The sequence below is a fragment of the Bradyrhizobium erythrophlei genome, from assembly GCF_900129425.1.
Lineage (GTDB): Bacteria > Pseudomonadota > Alphaproteobacteria > Rhizobiales > Xanthobacteraceae > Bradyrhizobium > Bradyrhizobium erythrophlei_C.
In genome coordinates, this window is sequence record NZ_LT670817.1 from 6,451,354 (window position 1) to 6,473,866 (window position 22,513).

Below are 22,513 nucleotides of genomic sequence, written 5' to 3' on the forward strand. Positions count from 1 at the left end.
AATGAGCAAAGCGACCACCTCCAAATCCGACGCAACAGCAAACAATCACCGTGCCCGAAATTCTGCCACCAAGTGTCTATCCAGTGTGCTTTGCGTTTTTTGTGTTTTCGTTTTTTGCATTACAGCGGCTCATGCCCAAGCAGACATTGACGAGCCCTTTGGACTTTCCACCTTTCCAGCGGCAGAAACAGCAATGGCAGCAACGTGGAAAGCACTGCTGGTCGAGATCAACAATGATCTTTCAATCGTCGCCAAGTGTCGCGAACAATCCGTGTCGTGTTCTTCGCCTGCCGCCATCGGATTTGTGAGCATCGCAAAAGAAGGCGAACGACATGACGGGCCGGCTCTGATTGGGCACCTTAATCGAGCAGCAAACTTTGCAATCAGGCCACTCGATACGGCTCACGCAGATGACGAATGGAGATCACCCCTGGCAATCCTCGCAAGGAGCAGTGGCGACTGCAAACACTATGCAGTACTAAAGTACGCAATGCTCCGAGAGCTCGGCGTTTCACCTGACGCCCTGAAGATTATCGTTGTTGAGGTTAGATCAATTCACCAGCTGCACGCTGTACTTTCGGTTCGGGCTGAGAAAGGCCGCTGGTTACTTCTTGATAATCGCACGCTGATGCTGATTGAAAGCTCTATGGCGCTCGATTACTATGATCCTTTGTACGAGCTAGATCAGAACGGAGTCAGACAATTCGCGTCGTCACCCCGCTCTCCCCAACTAGATGGTTTCGCATCAAGGAGCCGGAGCCTGCGATGAAGGACATTCAAAAAATCCGATTCGTGGGAATCGCGAACAGATCTGCCGACTGATGCGCCACATCGGCACGAAATGGAAAATGCATAGGAGCGAAATATGAGAGAAGTTTTGAGTCTCGCCACGTTTGCCCTCGGGGTATTATGCTTTGTCGCGTTCGTGACCGCGGTAAAGCCGAATGCGTTTGCAGCAGCCGAGGCGCCGAACAAGCCTGCCCATTGCCAAACGGATGACTCGCGGACGCGGGGATGCGGTTTGCACGTCTTTGCCGCTGCATCAGGCTTCGGGCAGCGGTGGTGACAGGCGGCAGAGGGTCGACGTCTGCTTAGACCCGCAATGGGTGACACTTTTTATAATGGGATTTCAATAAGCCACGAGCGGGCGGATCCGCGAGGATCAACGCATGGTGCACGACCTCTACCTGGTCCAAATCAAGTCGCCCAGTGAATCCAAAGGTTCCTGGGACTTCGTGAAGCTGGTGGCCACGATTCCTCCCGACCAGGCCTTCCGACCGCTTGACCGCAGCAAATGCAGGTTGGTTGATAAGTAGAAACAACGGCGAGACACGCAGCACGAATCCCGTTGAACAAAGGAGTGGCCGGGTCAGTGTGTCCCGGTAGATTGCGCAGGGTGCACCGCTGTAACGTTGCTGCTGGCGAGAAAGCGTCCCACTATATAACCGAAGGTCAGCGCCGGCCCCAGCGTAATGCCAGCCGCTGGATATTCACCTTTCATCACCGAATTCATGTCGTGCCGCGGGCGAGGAGCCGTCATGCAATTCGGGTCTCCTACCTGCTCAACCTATCCATGCATATCCAGAACCACGCGCCCTTCGATCGCGCCGGCATGCATGCGCGAGAACACGTCGTTGATTTTCTCGAGCCGCTCGGTGGCGACAGTGGCACGCACCTTTCCCGCACCGGCGAAGGCAAGTGCCTCCTGCAGGTCGAGCCGGGTGCCAACGATCGAGCCCCGCACCGTAATGCCGTTCAGCACCATGCCGAAGATCGGCAGCGGAAAGCTGCCAGGCGGCAATCCATTGAGCGAGATAGTGCCGCCGCGTCGGACCATGCCGAACGCTTGCTCGAAGGCATTCGGTGAAACGGCCGTGACCAGCACGCCGTGAGCGCCGCCGATCTCCTTCTTAAGGTAGGACACCGGATCGGTCGACTTGGCATTGACCGTTACCGTCGCACCAAGGCGCTTGGCCAGGGCGAGCTTCTCATCATCGATATCGACCGCGGCGACGTTGAGGCCCATCTCCCGGGCGTATTGCACCGCCATATGGCCGAGGCCGCCGATGCCGGAGATCACCACCCAGTTGCCAGGCTTGGTGTCTGTGACCTTGAGGCCCTTGTAGACCGTGACTCCGGCGCACAGGACCGGAGCAATCTCGCCATCGGAGATATAATTCATTCTAGTGAATCCACCGCCGGCGGATGGGGCTTGCACCCACTGGAAAGCGCCGCCTTTGCACGGCGCACGCCACAAGCAGACATCGTGTCTACTCGATCACCTCGTCGGCGCGCGCGAGCATCGCCGGTGATGGATTGATGCCCAGCGCCTTGGCGGTCGTTACGTAACGTGTGCCGTGACGGCGAAAGAAGCCTATCGCGCGTCTGTTAAACGATTCCTACAGCTAGAAGGCCGTGGTCAGGGTCAAACTCTTGTGGAGGGATTTGTAATGATCGAGCTGTTCCATGGCACGATCAAGTTCTTGGCCGATCGAAATCTTCGCCAAGTTATCCTGCAATACGTCGATGCGGGCCATTAGGTCAGTAAGATCAAAATCCTCAACTGTTGAGGCAGCGTCCGCAAGAATGGTGAGTTCCTCTTTCGAAAATTCGGCCAGCCCTCCTAGCACTACAAATCCCTGCTGGGTGTCAGCGGCTCTAATTACTACAATTCCCGGGCGTAGCGCTGAAACGATCGGCGCATGGCCGGCCAGAACGCCGAAATCGCCTTCCAAGCCCGGCAAGTCGACCTGATCTACCTCGTCTGAAAACAAGAGCTTTTCCGGCGACACAAGGTTTGCTTTGAAAGTTGACATTGTACTTTCCCAATCGCTCTAATCTTGTGTAGAATCTTGGCTCACACGACGTCGAGGCAGCCGACGGGCAGACATTCGGCTCGGTACCCGGCCGCGCATTGGAACCACTCATTGACATCATGAAGCCCTGCAAAGGCCAAGGCAAGTATCACAACGACGGCTGCGATTGGAGGATGCTATGTCCGTGGAAAGTATTCTGAGAAAAAAGGGAACCGACGTGGCAACAATAGCCCCGGAAGTTAGCGTCAAGAGAGCGGCTGATTGGCTGCGTGCAAAAAGTATTGGCGCTCTCGTGGTAACGCGCGGCGACGCAGTTCTTGGTCTCATTTCTGAACGTGAAATCGTTCACGCGATTTCTCGCTACGGCGAGACTGCCACATCGATGTCTGTGAGCGACATCATGCGACATGGCGTAATCACCTTATCCCCGGCCGAAACTGTCTCTCACGTGATGGACCTGATGACCCGCCACCGCGTGCGCCACATGCCGGTGGTCCATGACGGCAAGCTCGCCGGTATAATTAGCATCGGCGACGTGGTCAAACATCGTCTGGACGATCTGGAACTCGAGACCAACGTCCTGCGCGATGCCTACATTGCTGCACGTTAACGCTGGACTGTCAGCTGAGCTTGAGCTTAGCCGTCCCGCGCCGCCGGTGCGCGTCGCCCCCTTCGCGGGGGCGTGGATTGAAACATGTCGAGCGTCTCGCGGATACTCTCCGAGATCGAGTCGATGCGGACTTCAAGGTGTCGCGGCGTAGCTTCGCGGCGGGTCCGGGCTAGGGAAATCTATCGCATTTTTCGTCACCGCCCTGCTCGACCGGGGCCGGGGGCCGCGCCCCGCAGAGCCACGCCGGCGAGGACGGCGGCGATATCTGCATCACTATCCGGCAGATCGTCGAGGACATGCCACTCTTGTACTTTGCGCCCGCGATGCAAAAATTGAACTCGCCGGTTTGGCTGGTGGATCCCCATGATGGCGCCAGCGCCTTTTTAATTGGGGAACGGGGCTTGTCGATTTCTATCGCTCTGTTGAGGGTTGGCGCATCCTAGCAGCGACAGTTCACCTCAGCGCCGCGCCGGGACAGTGACGGTCGCGGTAGGGACGAGGATTTCTCCTCGCCCACCGGGTCACCGGAGGCGGTCGCCCGCCTCCGGTTCCCACAGAACGTAGCGTGCGGATTTACCGCACTACGCTCTTCGGCAGTTGGTTCACAGCACTGCTAGCGCCTGCAGCCTCCCGCATGGGAGGCGCAGTTTTGGTGTCAGCAACGGTGTCCGCTCTTTGATTTGGTTGAAGGCGTCCCCAAGTGAGGCGACGGCTTGCCCAGCTGCGGCTGCACAACATCTTGCGCCAGTAACGCTCGACGACCCGACAGACTTTTACGAGGCTCCGGAGATTTCCGGCGACGCCGTAATAGGCATAGTGGCCGCGCAGGACGATGTTGATTTCACCGGCCTGGTCGCTGATTTTATAATGCCGTATTCGCCGCATCAGCTCTTGCAGAGACAGGAGGCTGCGCTTTAGCCGAGATTTCTCGGTACGCATCCCAACCTTGAAGTTGCCTTTTTGGTTTCGCGAGCAATAGAGCGTCAGGCCCAGAAAGTAGATTGTTTCCGGGCGGTTCCTGCCGCGCTTGCCCGCGTGTTTCTGCGCGAACCGACCGAACTCGACCAGTTTGGTCTTGGTCGGCTCTAGAGCAAGGCCGAATTTCCCCAACCGGAGACGCAGGGCGTCCTGCACGCGGAGGGCATCCGATCGGTATTGGAAACAGATCACAAAGTCATCGATGTAGCGCACCAGTCGGGCTTCGCCCCGCAACCGGCCCTTCACCACGCGTTCAAACCAGAGGTCGAGAACGTAATGAAGGTACATATTGCTCAACAGCACGCTAATCGATCCACCTTGCGGGGTTCCCTGTTCGCTCGGACGAACCGCTCCATCTTCCAGGACGCCCGCTTTCAACCAACGCCGGATCAAGCTGATCAGGCGCGGATCGCCTACCCGATATTCGACAAACCGGAGGACCCAATCATGATTGAGACTCCCGAAGAAGTTCTTCAAATCCGCCTCCAGCACCCAGCCGATCATGCCGCCGGCGATGACCTCATTGAGGGTCGCCAAGGCGGGATGGGCGCTGAGCTCCGGCCTGCCGCCGAACGAGCAGGGCAAGAAGTCCTGCTCGTAGATGGCGGACAGCACCTCAGCCGTGGTGCGTTGGAGCGCCCGGTCGGCGACAGTTGGAACCCCGAGGGGGCGCTTCTCCGTCTTGCCAGGCTTGGGGATATAGACCCGCCGAATGTTAGGCGCGCGATATCCCTGGCGGTGGATGGATTGGAGCACCGGCTCTATCCAGCCCTCGAAGCTCTCCTTCGCCGCCTCCACCGTCTGACCATCCACCCCGGCGGCGGATCGCTTCGGAATCTCTGATAGATTCTCCAGCACCCGGTCGCGCGTGATGTGATGGGCCAGCGAGGTGAAGCGGAGATTTGGCTCCCTTCGAGCTTTCACTGCTATCTGTTCAAGTTTCGTTTCCATGGTCAGCTGATCTTCTCTTTGAATAGAAGGCCGTAACTCCCGTTGCATGGAGCCCATGTCGCCCAAGAACAATTCAACTACCGCTGACCGCTTCCCCAGGTGGCCGGCTCTCCCGTCCTCGGAGTACTATCGGTCAGTCTGACTTCCACCCGGTCATCAGACCCTTCTCACCTCTTCGGCTTGGCAGGTCCTACAAGCTTGCGCCTGAACCGGATGGATTTCCCTTGTTCACGTTGCTTCCTTTGGTTGCATGCTGGCGGTACGAACCCCGGGAGCATCTCAGGCCGCTGGCGTTGGCGCGGTCTTTGGTTCCGCCTTCCCCATTACGGGATAGGGTCAGAAACTCCGATCACGATCGATTTCGGGGCTATTTTCCCGTTCACTTCATTCCGGCCTACAACCTCCCTGTCTACGCTTCGCAGCGGCCGTTACCGGACGCCACGCAAGACTCGGTTCGCGGCTGCTCGCTAGGCTTTGCCGCGGCCGTCATCGCAGACGGCAGACTTCAACGCGCTTGCAAGGCGCAACCCGCACAGATCCCGGCGTGCGCTGCTAACGCACCGGGCTCCTCCCTCGGGTTCTGGCGTCGAAGGGGTGACAAGGCAGCGGGTGTATAGTTCTGATTGGCGGAAAGAAGCGGGCGGCGAACTGGATGAACCTCTCCCAGCTGAGGCGTGCCGTTTGGCTGCGCCGCTTGAGCGATGCGAGCCAGAGCCGCTTCACCTTGTTGAAGAACCACCACAGGCTCGGGTGGTTATCGGCTATCAGTCGAATGTCCGACAAAAGAAAGACCGCCTCGCGGCGGTCTCTCCGAATCCAATCAGCACTTGGTCAAGCAACTCGCTTGAACGCCTCCTGCGCCATCTGATTGGCGCGATCGAATGCAGCGCGCGTTTCCGTTAAAGCAGCCATAAGTGCGGACCATGACTGGGTCCCCGCCTCGTTCAACTTCTGGAGTTTTTTCTCCGCCTCGGCGGCATCGGCGTTCATACGATTTACGGCGGCGTCGATTTCGCTCCGACGCTTAGCAGCGAATTTTTTGGCATCGATGCCAAGCTGATCGGCCGCTTCGCGCCACGCTTTCAATTGGGCGTCGGCTTGAACCTTGAACGTCGCCTGTTGGTGCTCGATTTTTTTGCCGAAGCTCTCGACATATTTCTTGACCTCGGCCTCGAACGAGCGCCAGTCAGCTTCTAGTTTTGCCTTTGCCTGAATCCAAGCGGACTCGTTAGCTTCCGACTGCTTCGTAATCGTTTCCCGGAAGTCATCGCGCTGCTTACGCAGGTCAGCCAGAACCTTGTTGGCCTTGTCGCGGGCATCGGACTGCACCTCGGCGAGCTTCCCTTCAAACGACGTCACTGCGGCGTCCATTTCATCGAGACGCTCCTTGGCCCAATTTGTAAAGAAGTGGATATTGCTTTGCGTAGCCATTGCTCATCTCCATGAATTTCGAAATGGTGCTGCCCACCCATCTTGCTGATTAACATGCCGCGCCAAACCATTTTTGATGTGGGTCAACGTCAAACCTCAGAATGATCTTGGTCTGACCGGACAAGCCATGATTAAATTGGGCCGCGCTTGATCTAAATCAACGACCATCGCCGACGCGCGCCTAACCTGCGGGCAATGCCGCGGCTGTCGATCGCGCTGATCTGCATCTCCTTCGAGCACCCGCCTTGCCGTGTCGGGCGAAGGTGTCGACATCGACTGACCACGCGGGCTTCGCAAGCAGAGCGGCGCGGTGAAGTACCGAGGGGACATCGTGATTGCCCGGAACGGTTAGTTCACGCCAGTGAAGGAAACCATGGTATGGCCCCACGCCCAATTTCAAATTGTGCAAGGTTCACCACCCGATTTGACCTCGTTCGACCTTGCAGCGCTCGGCAGTAAAAATGTCGAAGAGTAAGAAGAGCTAATCCGTGTTCAGACGCAGCTTTTTAAGGAGCTGCAGCAGTTAGATGACCTGGATCAGGAGGCAATGATGGCTGACAAAGAGCGGGCATTGATGGATGCGTACTGGCGGGCCGCCAACTACCTGTCGGTCGGCCAGATCTATCTCTATGACAACCCGCTGCTAAAGCAATCGCTCACCAAGGAACACATCAAGCCCCGGCTCCTCGGCCACTGGGGAACGACGCCAGGCTTGAACTTCATCTACGTTCACCTGAACCGGGTGATCAAGAAGCACGACCTCGACATGATCTACATCACCGGCCCCGGGCATGGCGGTCCCGGTCTGGTCGCCAACGCCTACCTCGAGGGGACCTACAGCGAGGTCTATCCGAACATCTCTCCCGATGAAGAGGGCATGAAGCGCCTGTTCAACCAATTTTCCTTTCCTGGCGGCATTCCGAGCCACGTTGCACCGGAGACTCCCGGTTCAATTCACGAAGGCGGCGAACTCGGCTACGCCCTCTCGCATGCCTACGGGGCGGCCTTCGACAACCCCGATTTGATCGTTGCCTGCGTTGTCGGCGACGGCGAAGCGGAGACTGGACCGCTGGCAACGAGCTGGCATTCCAACAAATTCTTGGACCCGGCGACCGACGGGGTGGTGTTGCCGATCCTGCACCTGAACGGGTACAAGATTGCCAATCCCTGCATTCTCGCCCGCATCAGCCATGAGGAGCTGGAGCAGCTGTTCCGCGGCTATGGCTACACGCCGTATTTCGTCGAGGGGGATGAGCCGGGAAAAAATGCACGACCTCATGGCCGCCACTCTAGATAGGGTCGTCGGCGAAATTCAGCGCATCAAATCGGACGCATGTCGAAAGGGTTTCAGCGAGCGTCCCCGCTGGCCGATGATCGTGCTTCGCACACCCAAGGGCTGGACGTGTCCGAAAGAAATCGATGGCAAGCGCACCGAGGACTACTGGCGCTCGCACCAGGTGCCGATGGGCGAGATGCATGAGAATGCGTCCCATGTACGCATTCTAGAACAGTGGATGAAGAGCTACCGACCTGCGGAGCTCTTCGACGACAGCGGCCGCCTCCGACCCGAGTTGGCCGACCTCGCACCTCGAGGTACCCGCCGCATGAGCGCCAACCCGCACACCAATGGTGGCTTGCTCCTGCGTGAACTGCGGCTGCCGAGCTTCCGCGATTACGCTGTCGAGGTGACCGCACCCGGCGCCGTTACGGCCGAGTCCACGCGGGTGATGGGCCGGTTCTTACGCGATGTGATGAAACTGAACATGGAGCAACGAAATTTCCGCCTTTTCAGTCCCGACGAGAATAACTCGAATCGATGGCAGGATGTGCTCGAGGTCACCAATCGTGCCTGGGTCGCGGAAACCCATCCCTGGGATGATCACCTGGCCCCTGGCGGGCGGATCATGGAGATGCTCAGCGAACACCAATGCCAAGGCTGGCTCGAGGGCTATCTCCTGACCGGCCGGCACGGCTTCTTCTCTTGCTACGAGGCGTTCATCCACATCATCGATTCGATGTTCAACCAGCACGCCAAGTGGCTCAAGGTGTGCAACCACATTCCCTGGCGGCGACCGATCGGCTCGCTGAACTATCTCTTGTCGAGCCATGTCTGGCGCCAGGACCACAACGGCTTCAGCCACCAGGACCCGGGATTCATCGACCACGTCATCAACAAGAAAGCCGAAGTCATCCGCGTCTATCTGCCGCCCGACGCCAACTGTTTACTGTCGGTCACCGACCATTGCCTCCGCAGCCGGAACTACGTCAACGTCGTTGTCGCGGGCAAGCAGCCCGCTCCTCAGTGGCTGACGATGGACCAGGCGGTCAAGCACTGCGAGGCTGGCCTCGGCATCTGGGAGTGGGCCAGCAACGACCAGGGCGGTGAGCCCGATGTCGTGATGGCCTGCTGCGGTGACGTGCCGACGCTAGAGACCATGGCCGCTGTCGACCTCCTTCGAAGGCACGCGCCCGAGCTGAAGGTCCGCGTCATCAATGTCGTCAATCTGATGAAGCTGCAGCCAACGACCGAGCACCCGCACGGCCTGCCGGATGGCGATTTCGATGCGCTGTTCACCGTCGACAAGCCGATCATTTTTGCCTTCCATGGCTACCCGTGGCTGATACACCGGCTGACCTACCGGCGTACGAACCACCGGAACATTCACGTGCGCGGCTACAAGGAAGAGGGCACGACCACGACACCGTTCGACATGTGCGTGCTGAACGATCTCGATCGCTTCCACCTCGTGAGCGATGTGATCGACCGCGTGCCAAAGCTCGGACCGCGGGCCGCTTACGCTAAGCAGGCGATCCGGGACAAGCTCATCGACCACAAGGAGTACATCGCCCGATACGGGGACGATATGCCCGAGATCACCGGCTGGAGATGGGGGCAGGAGGCGGCTTCCGCGGTGGTTCGTTCGACAGCCGCCGATAATGTATGACCCTGCTGGCGGGAGGAGAACGTGAACGTGTTCGCAATCAGGCACGGGGAGACGGCCTGGAGCCGCAGTGGCCAGCACACGGGTACGACGGACATTCCGTTGACCGACAACGGCCGCCGGCTTGCCAAGCGGATGCGGCCGGTACTCGCGGCCGAAGCCTTTGCGCTGGTTCTCTGCAGCCCGATGCAGCGAGCACGAGAGACCTGCGAGCTGGCAGGCTTGGGAGATAAGGCCGTCATCGACTTTGATCTCGTCGAGTGGAATTACGGGGAATACGAGGGGCTGACGCCCGAGCAAATCCAGGAGATCGCGCCGGGCTGGTTGATCTTCCGGGATGGATGCCCGGGCGGCGAGACGCCGGAGCACGTCGGTGCGCGCGTGGACCGGGTGATCGCCCGGTCGCGCGCGATGGAGGGCGACACCGCGTTGTTCGCGCACGGGCACGTCCTGCGCGTGTTCGTGGCGCGCTGGATCGGGCTGCCTCCGGGCGGAGGTCAACACTTTCTGCTGAATACGGGCACCCTGTGTGTGCTGGGCTACTACGGCAAAATACCGGCCCTAGGGATTTGGAACGGACCTCTCCTCGACTAGATCGCAGCGAGGTCAGTTGTGCGCTCAGGTCCGTGAGTAACAGGAGAGCGATTCATGCCGCGGCCTGAGAGCAAGCGCGTCAACCGTGACCAGTACGACGCCGTTCTTTTTGATCTCGACGGCGTAATAACGAACACTGCCACTCTCCACGCGACGTGTTGGAAGCAGATGTTTGACGAATACCTTCGGGAGCGAGCGGAACAGAAAGGGGAGGTATTCCGCCCCTTTGATCTCGCCACGGACTACCGGCTCTACGTGGATGGAGAGCTCCGTTTCGACGGCGTTCGTGACTTTTTGAGATCACGCCGTATCCAACTGCCTGAGGGAACCCCTGACGACCCTGCAGACGTCGAAACCGTGCACGGACTCGGGAATCGCAAGAACGAGCTGGTGAACTGTGCCATCGCGGAGCTGGGCGTGGAGCCTTACGCCGGAACCGTCCAATTCATTCATCAACTCCGCCGGGATGGGTTCAAAATTGCCGTCGTGACCTCCAGTCAAAACTGCGATGCCGTCCTGAGGGCGGCCAAGTTAGACGACCTGTTCGAAGTGCGGGTCGACGGCAATCTGATCCAAGCACAGCGACTTGCCGGGAAACCGGCCCCGGACACGTTCTTGATAGCTGCAAAGCAGCTCGGTGTTGAGCCGATACGGACAGTGGTCATCGAGGATGCCATTTCCGGAGTTGAGGCCGGCTCCAATGGGAAGTTCGGGCTTGTGATCGGCGTCGCACGCAAGGGAAATGCCGAGGAGCTGAAGCGTCATGGCGCGCATCTGGTGGTCGACGACTTGGGCGAACTGGTCGAGTGACCAACGCCTCGCGCTGACGTGGGAGGAACAGCCCGATGCTGCACCATGAACGCCTCAGGCCGCCATCCCATGATTATCCGGCCGATGAGTGGAACGTCATCGAAAAAACGTTTCACCCTGAATTCCTGGCCCAGTCGGAAACGATGTCGGCGCTCGGCAACGGATATCTCGGCATGCGCGGGTGCCCGGAAGAAGGGGGCCCCAACGCCGAGAATGGCACTTTTATCAATGGGTTCTATGAAACACGCCCGATTGTCTATGGCGAAGAAGCTTATGGTTTCGCCAAAACTGGCCAGACGATCTGCAACGTGACCGGCAGCAAGATCATCAAGCTCTTCGTTGATGACGAGCCGTTCTGGTTGCCCAATGCGCGTTTGTTAAAATACGACCGGCGGCTCAACATGAAGTCCGGGACGCTCGACCGGGAGATCCTTTGGGAGACGCCCGCCGGAAAACAGGTGTCGATCACATCCCGACGTTTGATCTCTTTCGCCAACCGGCACGTGGCCGCCATCTCCTATTGTGTGACACTCCTCAATGCGCAAGCCTTTGTCGTGATCTCGTCGGAGATGGCGACCAATGAAGCCAGCGCCGGCGACAGCGGGGGCGACCCGCGATTGGCGCGAGCCCTTCCGGGCCGGGTACTCCATCCGCGAGCGAGCTACTCCAAAGACCGGCGCATCGTGCTGTGCCATGCGACCGAAAGCAGCCGCTTCACGCTGACATGTGCGACTGACACTGCGTTGGAGAGCTCTTCCCCGCATTCCTGCAAGGTTGTCCACACCGCTGACTTCGGCCAAGTTGCGTTCACCATCGACGCGCAGCCCGGCTGTCCACTCGAACTAACCAAATACCTCGTCTATCACACCTCGCAGACGGTTTCGGCCGAAGAGCTCTGCGGCCGTGCTGAATGGACATTGGATCGCGTAGTGACCCAGGGCTTCCGGCAGCTGCTCGCCTCTCAACAGCAGTACATGGACGATTTTTGGCGCCGGAGCGATGTGCGGATCAAGGATATCAGGGAGGACCGAACAAAGCGCAGCACCGTGGAGATCCAACAAGCGATCCGTTTCAACCTTTTTCACATTCTGCAGGCCTCGGCGCGGGCGGAGGACACGGGTGTGCCGGCGAAAGGCCTCACCGGACAAGCTTACGAAGGGCACTACTTTTGGGACACGGAGATCTACTTGCTGCCGTTTCTGACCTACACGTCCCCGCGGATCGCCAGGAATCTCTTGGCCTTTCGCTACAAGATGCTGCCGCAGGCACGAGCGCGCGCCAAGGAATTAGACCATCGAGGAGCCATGTTTCCGTGGCGCACCATCAACGGGGAAGAAGCATCGGCGTACTACGCCGCCGGAACCGCGCAGTATCACATCAATGCGGACATCATGTACGCGCTGCGCAAGTATGTGCAGGCGACGGGCGATGAAGCATTCCTGCGAGACTTCGGTGCCGAGATGCTCGTGGAAACGGCGCGCCTATGGCTGGACCTGGGGTTCTACTCGGATGCAAAAGGAGGAAAGTTCTGCATCAACGGTGTCACTGGCCCCAATGAATACAACGCCGTCGTAAATGACAACGCATATACGAATTTGATGGCCCGCGAAAACCTGCGGTACGCAACCGAGGTTGTCGAATCCCTGCGGGCGACAGAGCTGGATGCATACAACGCGCTTGTACAAAAAACCGCGCTTGAGCCGTCTGAGGCGAAGGCATGGATCCACGCGGCGGAGAATATGTATGTGCCGTATGATGAAAAGCTGCAGATTATTCCGGAGGATGACAACTTTCTGGACAAGGAGCCATGGGATTTCCGGAACACGCCGGCCGACCATTATCCGCTGCTGCTATTTTATCATCCTCTGAATATTTATCGGAAGCGAGTGATCAAGCAAGCGGACGTCATCTTGGCCATGTTCTTGTTGGGCGACGTTTTTTCTCCAGAATCGAAGAAGCGCAACTTTGATTTCTACGACCCATTGACGACGGGCGACTCATCGCTCTCGTCATGCGTCGAGGCGATCATCGCCGCACAGATCGGCGACATTGATAAAGCCATTCGTTACGGGATGGCGGCACTGCTCATGGACTTGGCGGACGTGGGGGGTAACGTGAAGGACGGCTGTCATATCGCCTCCATGGGTGGCACCTGGATGATGCTTACCTATGGTTTCGGCGGTATGCGCGACGATGACGGCACGTTGTCGTTCTGGCCACGCCGTGCTCCCGAGGACAACGCCATCCTTCGATTTCCCGTAACCTACCGCGGCCAGCTGCTGGAAGTGGAAATCGGTCTGGAGAAGGTGGAGTACGCGTTGCGTGAGGGCGAGTGCCTCGTCATCCGCCATGAAACCGAAGAAGTTGAACTGACTCGGGAAAATCCGCTGGCGGTGCGGACAATCAGTAGAAGATGAGGACCGGATCTCGAATGCCAATCGAGCGTTGGCGCAGTCGCTCTGCAGATGAAAGCGCAAGTCCACACGCACCGAGGCATCGTGGGCGCTTTGGCAAGGTCGTTTCGCCTATGCCGCCATGCCTGTTTGCCGGAGCTCGCCGGCGCGACTACTCGGCAAACTCAAATGGCGAGCCTTCCAGGATGGTCATAAGATCATCCGGCCCTATGACCTGCCCGATCCGATGGGCTAGACACTTGAGGAGGAGGAGGACGCATGGGGCCTGAACTCACGAGTAATTCCCCAGCCAACGCACGCAGCCCGATTGCTCTCACGAACGTTCGCACCGGACTTGGAGCGGATGCGATCGCCACAGCCCTGATCGAAAACCTGCACTGCCTTCAGGGAAAACTGCCACGGCACGCGACGCGCAACGACTGGTACATGGCCCTCGCCTACACCGTTCGCGACCGCATGATGGAGCGCTATGTAGCCACCGTGGGATCGATTGCCGGAGCGAATACGGACGCCAAGGTTGTTGGCTATCTTTCGGCGGAGTTTTTGACGGGACCGCATCTCGGCAACAGCCTCATCAATCTCGGGATATGGCAGGCCGTAGAGGAGGCGCTGTCGCGAGTGGGGCAAGATCTGTCGGGCCTCCTTGAGCAGGAGGAGGAGCCTGGGTTGGGTAATGGCGGTCTCGGCCGCCTGGCGGCGTGCTACATGGACTCGCTGGCGACGCTGAACGTTCCGGCTATCGGCTACGGCATCCGCTACGAGTTCGGAATCTTCGATCAGGCGATTCGTGACGGCTGGCAGGTCGAGGTCACGGACAAGTGGCTGCGCTTCGGCAACCCCTGGGAGATCGTGCGTTCGGAAATCGCGTTCGATGTGAAGTTCGGAGGGCGCACGGAGCCGTACCAAGACGAAGCCGGTCGATATTGCGTGCGCTGGCTTCCCGAGAAGGTGGTCAAGGGCATCGCCTACGACACCCCCGTCCCGGGCTACCGAGTGCCCACCACAAACCTCTTGCGCTTGTGGAAGGCCGAAGCCACTGAACCCTTCGATTTCGAAGCATTCAACGTCGGCGACTACTACCGGGCCGTGGACGAGAAGGTCATATCGGAAACCATCTCCAAGGTGCTTTATCCCAACGACGAGCCTGAAGCAGGCAAGCAGCTGCGGCTGGCACAGCAGTACTTCTTTGTGTCCTGCTCGCTGCAGGACATGATCCGATTGCTCCTTATGCGCGACAAAGCGCTCAACGAGCTTCATTCGTATTGGGCCGTGCAGTTGAATGACACACATCCCTCCATTGCCGTTGCCGAGTTGATGCGCCTGCTCGTGGACGAGCACGCGATGGAGTGGGGTGAGGCGTGGGCTGTCACCCAGAAGACATGCGGCTACACGAATCACACGCTTCTTGCCGAAGCGCTCGAGCGGTGGCCGCTGCCATTGTTCGCCAAGCTATTGCCGCGCCATCTGGAAATCATCTACGAGATCAATCGTCGCTTCCTCGACGATCTCCGGCTGCGCTATCCGAATGACGATCAGCTGCTTCGGCGGCTTTCGCTGATCGATGAAGCGGGAGACAAATATATACGCATGGCGCACCTCGCGAGCGTTGGGAGCCATGCGATCAACGGGGTGGCCGCCCTCCATACCGAGCTTTTGAAGCGGACGGTGCTCCGCGATTTCCACCGGGTGTCGCCGGAGAAATTCCTCAACGTGACGAACGGCGTGACGCCGCGGCGCTGGATCGCGCTGAGCAATCCGAACTTGAGCGCGCTCATCACTCGGCACATCGGTGACCGATGGATAGCGAATCTGGAAGACGAGCTCAAGCACCTTGAGCCGCTGGCTAGCGACATCGACTTTCAAAGAGATTGGCAAGCCGTCAAGGCCGATAACAAACGCAACCTAGCCGGCTTCATCAAGGAGCGCACGGGCGTCATCGTGGATCCGCACTCGCTCTTCGACATCCAGGTGAAGCGGCTGCACGAGTACAAGCGCCAACACCTGAACCTCTTATACTTGGTCACTCTTTACAACAGGCTCAGGCGTGACTCCAGCGCTGCGGGACCTCCCCGAACGGTCATCTTCGGCGGCAAGGCCGCTCCGGGATACCGCATGGCCAAGCTGATCATCAAGTTAATCAACTCCGTCGCGGCCGTCGTCAATCAAGACCCAGTCGTCTCTGAGGTTCTCAAAGTGGTGTTCCTGCCGGACTTCAACGTCAAGAACGGCCACCGCGTCTATCCCGCCGCAGATCTGTCGGAACAGATCTCCACGGCAGGCAAGGAGGCGTCGGGCACAGGCAACATGAAATTCGCCATGAACGGGGCAATAACAATCGGCACGTTGGACGGCGCCAACATCGAGATCCGCGACGCAGTGGGACACGAGAATTTCTTCTTGTTCGGCCTGACGGCTGAGGAGGTCGAAAGAGTAAGGGCTGAGGGCTACAGACCGGGCAGCATATACCAATCAAATCCGGAGCTGCGCGAGGCAATCGACCTCATCAATTCCGGATTCTTTTCAAACGGCGATCGCGGGCTCTTTTACCCGCTGGTCGAATCGCTGCTCACAAGCGACGACTACATGCTCCTGGCGGACTATCAGGCCTACGTGGAATGCCAACAGCACGTCAGCGACGCGTACTCCGATCAAAATGCCTGGACGCGCATGTCTATTCTCAACACCGCGCGGGTCGGTCACTTCTCCTCCGACCGCTCGATTCGGGAATATTGCCGCGACATCTGGAAGGTCACGCCGATCGCTCCTGACGAAAGACGAGCATGATGCGGACGGTGAGTACCCGCGATGTCACATCGGGTACGAGCGCTCCCCTCGGCGCGACGGTCCTGCCGGGTGGCGTCAATTTCAGCGTGTTCTCTAAGCATGCGGTCCTGCTCGAGCTGTTGCTGTTCGATGACGAGAATGCCACGCAGCCCACAAGGATCATTCCTCTCGCTGCGGATAAATGTCGCACGTATCACTACTGGCATGTGTTCGTGCCGGACCTTCGGCCGGGCCAGGTGTATGCTTACCGGGCCCATGGGCCCTTCGATCCGGACCGCGGACTTTGGTTTGACCCCGAGAGGGTGCTGCTCGATCCTTACGGGCTTGCCGTAGCCGTGCCCAAGGCATACGACCGCTGGGCTGCGGCGCGTCCCGGCGATAATCTTGCCGTGGCGATGAAAAGCGTCGTAGCCGATCCCAATCGGTACGATTGGCAAGGTGATCTGCCGCTCGCGCGACCCTTTGTCGAGACCGTGATTTACGAGCTGCATGTGGGCGGATTTACTCGTCATCCCAGCTCAGGCGTCGCGACCGAGAAGCGCGGCACATACGCTGGAGTGATCGAAAAGATCCCATACCTCAAAGATCTGGGCGTCACCGCAGTGGAGCTGCTGCCGGTGTTCCAGTTCGACGCGCAGGACTGCCCGCCGGGGAAGACGAACTACTGGGGCTATGCGCCGGTCTCGTTCTTCGCGCCGCATCGGGCGTACAGCTCACAGGAGAGCTCGCTCGCAGTCCTTGACGAATTTAGGGACATGGTCAAGGCGCTCCACCGCGCGGGCCTCGAAGTCGTCCTGGATGTTGTGTTCAATCACACAACGGAAGGCGGCCGGACAGGACCGACGTTGTGCTATCGCGGTCTGGCGAACGACGTCTATTACATCCTCGAGAAGGACAAATCCCGATACGCCGACTACACCGGCTGTGGCAACACGCTGAATGCCAACCAGTCGATCGTGCGCCGGCTGATCCAGGACAGCTTGCGTTACTGGGTATCCCAGATGCATGTGGACGGATTCCGATTCGATCTGGCCTCGATCCTGTCGCGCGACGAGGAGGGTCGTTTGCTGCCGAACCCGCCCGTTCTCTGGGACATCGAGTCGGATCCGTTGCTGGCCGGTACCAAGCTGATTGCTGAGGCGTGGGATGCCGCCGGACTCTATCAGGTCGGAAGCTTCATCGGAGACCGGTGGCAGGAGTGGAACGGCCGGTTCCGCGACGATGTGCGACGTTTCCTGAAAGGCGACAACGGCTCGGTATCGGGCGTGGCCGCACGGATCCTGGGCAGCCCCGACATTTACGGTCACGAGGAGCGCGAGGTCGAGCAAAGCATCAATTTCGTGACCTGCCATGATGGGTTCACCCTCAACGATCTCGTCTCGTACGACCGAAAGCACAACGAAGCCAATGGCGAGAACGACCGCGACGGCTCCGAGGGCAATCTGAGCTGGAACTGCGGCGTGGAGGGGCCCACCGAGGATCCAATGGTCGAGGCGCTGCGCAACCGGCAGGTCAAGAACTTCTTCGCACTGGAGCTGTTATCGGCCGGCGCGCCGATGCTGCTCATGGGCGACGAGGTGCGCCGAACCCAGAGGGGCAACAATAACGCCTACTGCCAAGACTCTGATATCAGCTGGTTCGACTGGAGCCTCCTAGAGCGGCATGGCGATATCCACCGATTCGTGAAAGCGCTCAACAGATTTCGCCATCGCCCTGACGTGGTGGCGGAAATGACGGCGCCCAGCCTCAATCAGCTGCTTCGCCGGGCGCCCATCGAGTGGCACGGAGTGGCGCTCAAACACCCGGACTGGAGCGACCACTCGCACTCCCTCGCCTTTACACTGCGAAGCTTGCGCTACCGCCTTCTGCTTCACGGAATGCTCAATGCCTATTGGGAACCGCTGACGTTCGAGTTGCCGCCGGTGTCCGCCGAGCAGGGGTGGCGACGCTGGATCGATACGACGATCGAGGCACCCGATGACATCTGCCCTTGGGAGAGTGCACCTGTCGTAAGTCAGCCGACATATGACGTGCAGCCGCGGTCCGTGGTCATTCTCGTACTGGCTCTGGAGGGGCCGAGATCATTGGGATCATTCCCGCTTATGGAACAATTCCCGCCCTCAACCGAAAGCCAATCGATCGTCGCGTGAGACGTGGCGTACGCCACCGCACGCCCATGCTGGCACTTTACGGATGCCAGTGCTGATTCTGAAGGGGAGCGCTGCCTCCGGGCCGCGATCGGCTACGACAAAGGCGCAGGCGATCGACGCCGGAGCTGCGGTCGAAGCAGCGCGCCGAATCGTCGAGCTCGAGCAAGAGATTGATCTTGATCAATACGACTGCCGGACGCGGGAGTATTTGTATCTAGCTGCGCTGTGACAAGCGCTTTTTCAATCCCCGATAACCCGACAAATGAGCAAAGACATGACGGATAAACAGCAGAGAGTGGTTACCTCGCAACCCACGGAAACGGCAAGAGATGCCCTTCGGACCAAGAGCAAGCAGACAGTTGAGGAACACTGGGTTCAGGATGCATTGGAGGATGACGAAGTTCGAGAGGCTTTGAAGTGTCTCCATGCACGCGGTAAAAATCATGGGGATAGGTTGGCTTAGCTTGCAATTGCCTGTGATTTGGCCGCTGCTGGCCTTGCCGCTGCCCGGGGTGATCCAGATCCAAAGCTTGTAGCCAAGCACCGAAAAGGCAGCATCGCCGCTGATATTCCCCGCCAGCCTCCAGCCAGGCGCTCAGCCTGGTTCGGCGCAAGGGCACGGTAAGCCTCGTGGGATTGCCGCCAGGCAGTTGCGGCCAAGGAGCTCGCCTCTGGACACCGTGCCGTGGCAGATGGCCCCCTCGCTCGCCGAATACGCATATCGGGCATCGGCCCACTTAGCGTCGTGCTGTTCCATGGGGCGGGCCCTGGTGGCGTAGTGGATGACCGGCTGCGCCGCACTTTGGCGAGAGAGGTATTGGAGCATCTGAGGAACCACTAAAGAGGGCAAACAGTTGCCTGGTCGCAGCGAACCTCGTGCTGACGGCCATTCACCAAGAGCGTTATCGAGTCCCCGGATTCCAGTGTTGCCTGCAGAAGATCGTGGTCAGCATCGATCCTGAATTTCAGGCGCCGACCACGCCACTCAATCGCGAAGCCCAGGCTTCGCCACTTCGCGGGCAGCTTCGGATTGATGGCGATTTCGTCGCTTTGCAATGATAGCCCTGCGAACCCCAAGACCGCCGTGAGCCAGGTTCCGCCGAGAGAGGCCATGTGCAACCCCCCCGCGATAGTCGTGTGCGTATCCGCGAGATCTATCGCCGCAGCCTGCTGGAAATATCGCAATGCGAGGTCAGAGTAGCCCAGCCGGGCTGCGGCCAAGCCATGCATGGCGCCGCTCAGGGAACTACCATGGCCGCAGCGCGGCTCATAATAGCGAAAGTTCGCGTCTGCGTGGTCGCCAGCGAATTCTTCCGGTAGCAAGCCGAGTAACGCCACAACATCCGCCTGCTTGATCACCTTGGTCTTTTGGGTCCGCTCGCGTCCGAGCACGACATCCATCGGCACAGAGCGGCCCTCGTAAGCCGTCAGATCGATCTCCTCAAGGTCGAAAAATCCCGCGAACTGCTCAAACAGTCCCGTTTGCGGATTCAAGCCGGTCGCCATTGTCTCTGCCACGGTCTGCCATTGAACAAGTTCCGTATCACCCAAGGCGAGCCGGGATGAGAGGCTTGCCCAGCGCTCAGGCCAGCGTTCGCGTAACAGGCCAACCACATCTATCGCCCGCCGAATGTTCCAGCGTGCCATGACATTCGTGAAGGCATTGTCGTCTATATGCTCGTGGTATTCATCTGGTCCTATAACGCCGCGGATATGGCAGTAACCGTCCGGCTCCGGCTGGGCGCGGCTCGACCAGAACCGGGCCGTCTCAAGGAGGATCTCGGCACCAGCCCTCAGGAGGAACTCTTCGTCTCTGGTCGCCTGCCAGTACTGCCAGACTGCGTACGCAACGTCCGCCGTAACGTGCTGTTCCTGCCTGCCGCAGAGGACTTCGACAATGCGACCATCGGGACAGACAACTCGCTCCGGCGTTGCCTCCGTACCGGTGTCGGCCGATTCCCAAGCGTACATGGCCCCGCGCCAACCCATGCCGGCCGCCTTTGCCCGTGCCCCGTCAATGGTCCGAAATCGGTACATCAGCAGCCCGCGGGCCGCCTCTGGCCAAGTCAATGTGTAGAACGGCAGCAGATAGATCTCGGTATCCCAGAAAACATGCCCATGATAATCATCTCCCGTCAGCCCACGCGCTCCGATGGAGACGTGCTCGTCCGCGGGGTTAACGGCGCTATTCAGATGATAGGCAGCGAAACGCAACGCCAGTTCTGCAGCCGAATCTCCCTGGACCTCGAAATCGCTGCGCTGCCATCGCTCTGACCAGGCGGCCTCGTGTTCTTGGACAAGCTTGCGCCAGCCAAGTTGCCGGGCACCCTCGAGCTTCTCCCATGCAACTCGGTCAGGAGCCTCATCTTGGCTGTCGCCTCGCGCCACGGCCACCAGCCGCGACAGGCATACGTTCTGGCCCGTACGAGTTTTCCAATGCCAAGACCATACGAACGGACCCGACATAGTCGGTGCGAGCTCGGAGCCGTCAATCTGCAGGCAGAGTGCGGCAGCCATCGCGAGGCGTTTATTTGAATTCCTGGTCCGCCAAACGCCGAGATCCTGCTCAAGCCGCTCAGACAAAAGCCCGAGGCCCAGTCCCTCAAATGATGCTTCCAGGGTGACCTCGACCTGGCCGTACTCGACCTCCAAATTGATCACGTGCAGCCCGAGCGCACGCTCATTCAGTGACACGAGCCCCATCGTCCGAACGTGGACGGCGATGTTCGGGTGGTCAATCAAGCGGCATCCTGTGAACAATGCGCCTCGCCGCATATCGAGAGTCGTGCGATGCGAGGCTACCTCGGCAGGATGGTGTACGAGTGGGCCGCCAGTGGAAATGATGCGGGATTCCAGCCAGCCGGGAGCGGAAACAAGCACCGGTATGGGATGCTCGGAGCCAGGTATATCGAACAGACCGGCAATGTACGTGCGATGCGGTTCGATCCAGCGCGATCCGCGACTGACCGCGCGTCCCCCTCGCACCCCGAGAAAGCCGTTGCTGGTTGCAAAACGTGCCTCATAGATGCCTTCACGAAGTGGGTCGTAACCCTCTGCGACAAGCACCCAGGTGGGATCTGATGTCGGTTCGAGTAACTTTTCCATCGCCGACGCTCCGCTCACTCCGCGATTGGGTAGAGTCGATCCGGCAGGCAGGGAATCCATTGCAAATTCACAGCAAGCTTTCGGGGAACACTGAGGGACGCGGAACCGTCGCCTGTGCGACTGCGCCCGACGAGGTTCGATTCTGCGTCTTGTGCTTGCCTACCTTTCGGAATTGCTATCGTCGGGTCTCGCTTTGCTTGCAAAGCTGGTAAGCGTGGGCGATCGAGAGTTGGATTCGATCCCTGCGCTCCTCCGTCGAGCTGGTTCATAGCGCTGCCCCTTCTTTCCAGTGTTCACAACTAGTCTGTATCCCTTGGCTCGGCCAACGGAGATGGCAGCTGCATCAACGCGGCGCGGCAGGTCGGCCTCTTCCTCCATACCGATCCAGCGTAGCTTTTTGATCAGGTTGACCAGCTAGCTGGATGTACGCTCTACGACGGCTTCAGGGCGCTCTTCGATGCCTAATGACTCTCCTATGGGCGACTCCCTTGCGCATTCCTTTCTTTTTGAGATGCCGCATTGTGAGCCACCAACCAAAGGCGTCGGTATCAATTCGCCGGAACATAAGAAGCTAGGTCCGCCACACGTCGGCAGCTCTGCGGCCCGCAACCCTATGAAGGTTGCGTGCGCAGGTGATCGAACAGTTTCGACGCTTCGCCAACAGATCGCGACCAGGATTCCTGCGCGAAGTCCAGTTGGCACTTCATTGCTTCGGCAAAGTCTGCACACTCAGCAAGCTTCCTCAGGTGATCCGCCTGGTCCTGAAGACAGGAAGCAGTGAATCCCAGCGCCCCTTTTGATGCCGTGACGTACGGGTTGTTCGGGAAACCATTAAATGATTTCAGCCACTCAGGAGCTCGAACGAAACTGTCGATGCTGCTGCGCTTTCATTTGCCATTGTGGATACTCCGTTGATTGATGAAAGGCG

13 protein-coding genes and 3 pseudogenes are annotated in these 22,513 nt (G+C 59.1%); 10 read left to right on the forward strand and 6 right to left on the reverse strand.

Translation table 11 applies throughout. The features are described from left to right. Position 1: 1 nt before the first annotated feature. Positions 2-769, forward strand: a complete 768-nt coding sequence (locus B5527_RS30860; RefSeq protein ID WP_172842719.1) for a transglutaminase-like cysteine peptidase — start codon at positions 2-4, stop codon at positions 767-769. Between the two features lie 370 nt (positions 770-1,139). After that, positions 1,140-1,316: pseudogene (locus tag B5527_RS46750) on the forward strand (ABC transporter substrate-binding protein); the annotation flags it as partial. 251 nt (positions 1,317-1,567) lie between these two features. Here the strand turns inward: B5527_RS46750 and B5527_RS30865 are convergent. Both B5527_RS30865 and B5527_RS30870 read right to left on the reverse strand, forming a co-directional pair. Further along, positions 1,568-2,272 (reverse strand): annotated as a pseudogene (locus B5527_RS30865) (zinc-binding dehydrogenase); the annotation flags it as partial. Between the two features lie 133 nt (positions 2,273-2,405). Then, positions 2,406-2,816: a F0F1 ATP synthase subunit epsilon gene (locus B5527_RS30870; protein ID WP_079604879.1), complete on the reverse strand. Its 411-nt coding sequence runs from the start codon at positions 2,814-2,816 to the stop codon at positions 2,406-2,408. A 184-nt stretch (positions 2,817-3,000) separates the two neighbouring features. Here B5527_RS30870 and B5527_RS30875 point away from each other — a divergent pair, with 184 nt between their 5' ends. Beyond that, complete coding sequence (locus B5527_RS30875) at positions 3,001-3,426, forward strand: CBS domain-containing protein (protein ID WP_197689231.1); 426 nt, start codon at positions 3,001-3,003, stop codon at positions 3,424-3,426. 573 nt (positions 3,427-3,999) lie between these two features. Here the strand turns inward: B5527_RS30875 and ltrA are convergent. Together ltrA and B5527_RS30885 are read right to left on the reverse strand one after the other, a co-directional pair. Further along, the gene (gene ltrA / locus B5527_RS30880; protein WP_245332335.1) at positions 4,000-5,355 is read right to left on the reverse strand and encodes a group II intron reverse transcriptase/maturase; all 1,356 of its coding nucleotides are present in this window, start codon (positions 5,353-5,355) and stop codon (positions 4,000-4,002) included. 831 nt (positions 5,356-6,186) lie between these two features. Then, complete coding sequence (locus B5527_RS30885; protein WP_079604881.1) at positions 6,187-6,786, reverse strand: hypothetical protein; 600 nt, start codon at positions 6,784-6,786, stop codon at positions 6,187-6,189. Positions 6,787-7,333: 547 nt separating this feature from the next. Between B5527_RS30885 and B5527_RS30890 the strand changes: the two are divergent. The 7 genes and pseudogenes from B5527_RS30890 to B5527_RS45935 all read left to right on the forward strand — a co-directional run bounded on the left by B5527_RS30890 (position 7,334) and on the right by B5527_RS45935 (position 18,709). Beyond that, positions 7,334-9,731 (forward strand): annotated as a pseudogene (locus B5527_RS30890) (phosphoketolase family protein). Between the two features lie 21 nt (positions 9,732-9,752). Continuing rightward, on the forward strand, positions 9,753-10,322 hold the full coding sequence (locus tag B5527_RS30895; protein WP_079604882.1) for a histidine phosphatase family protein: 570 nt from the start codon (positions 9,753-9,755) through the stop codon (positions 10,320-10,322). A gap of 54 nt (positions 10,323-10,376) precedes the next feature. Then, on the forward strand, positions 10,377-11,132 hold the full coding sequence (locus B5527_RS30900) for an HAD family hydrolase (RefSeq protein ID WP_079604883.1): 756 nt from the start codon (positions 10,377-10,379) through the stop codon (positions 11,130-11,132). Positions 11,133-11,167: 35 nt separating this feature from the next. Beyond that, on the forward strand, positions 11,168-13,549 hold the full coding sequence (locus B5527_RS30905) for a glycoside hydrolase family 65 protein (protein ID WP_079604884.1): 2,382 nt from the start codon (positions 11,168-11,170) through the stop codon (positions 13,547-13,549). Between the two features lie 255 nt (positions 13,550-13,804). Beyond that, positions 13,805-16,330 carry a glycogen/starch/alpha-glucan phosphorylase gene (locus B5527_RS30910; RefSeq protein WP_079604885.1) on the forward strand — a complete coding sequence of 842 codons (2,526 nt, stop codon included), beginning with the start codon at positions 13,805-13,807 and terminating at the stop codon, positions 16,328-16,330. Further along, positions 16,327-18,480, forward strand: a complete 2,154-nt coding sequence (gene glgX / locus B5527_RS30915) for a glycogen debranching protein GlgX (RefSeq protein WP_079604886.1) — start codon at positions 16,327-16,329, stop codon at positions 18,478-18,480. The genes B5527_RS30910 and glgX overlap by 4 nt, the downstream gene beginning before the upstream one ends. Positions 18,481-18,529: 49 nt before the next feature. Continuing rightward, positions 18,530-18,709 carry a hypothetical protein gene (locus tag B5527_RS45935; protein ID WP_210199306.1) on the forward strand — a complete coding sequence of 60 codons (180 nt, stop codon included), beginning with the start codon at positions 18,530-18,532 and terminating at the stop codon, positions 18,707-18,709. Between the two features lie 608 nt (positions 18,710-19,317). On the opposite strand, the gene B5527_RS30930 is transcribed toward B5527_RS45935, so the two are convergent. Both B5527_RS30930 and B5527_RS47875 read right to left on the reverse strand, forming a co-directional pair. Further along, complete coding sequence (locus B5527_RS30930; RefSeq protein ID WP_079604889.1) at positions 19,318-21,585, reverse strand: glycoside hydrolase family 65 protein; 2,268 nt, start codon at positions 21,583-21,585, stop codon at positions 19,318-19,320. 611 nt (positions 21,586-22,196) lie between these two features. Further along, positions 22,197-22,460 (reverse strand): phasin family protein, encoded by a 264-nt coding sequence (locus B5527_RS47875; protein WP_079604890.1) that lies wholly within the window; start codon positions 22,458-22,460, stop codon positions 22,197-22,199. Between the last annotated feature and the right edge of the window lie 53 nt (positions 22,461-22,513).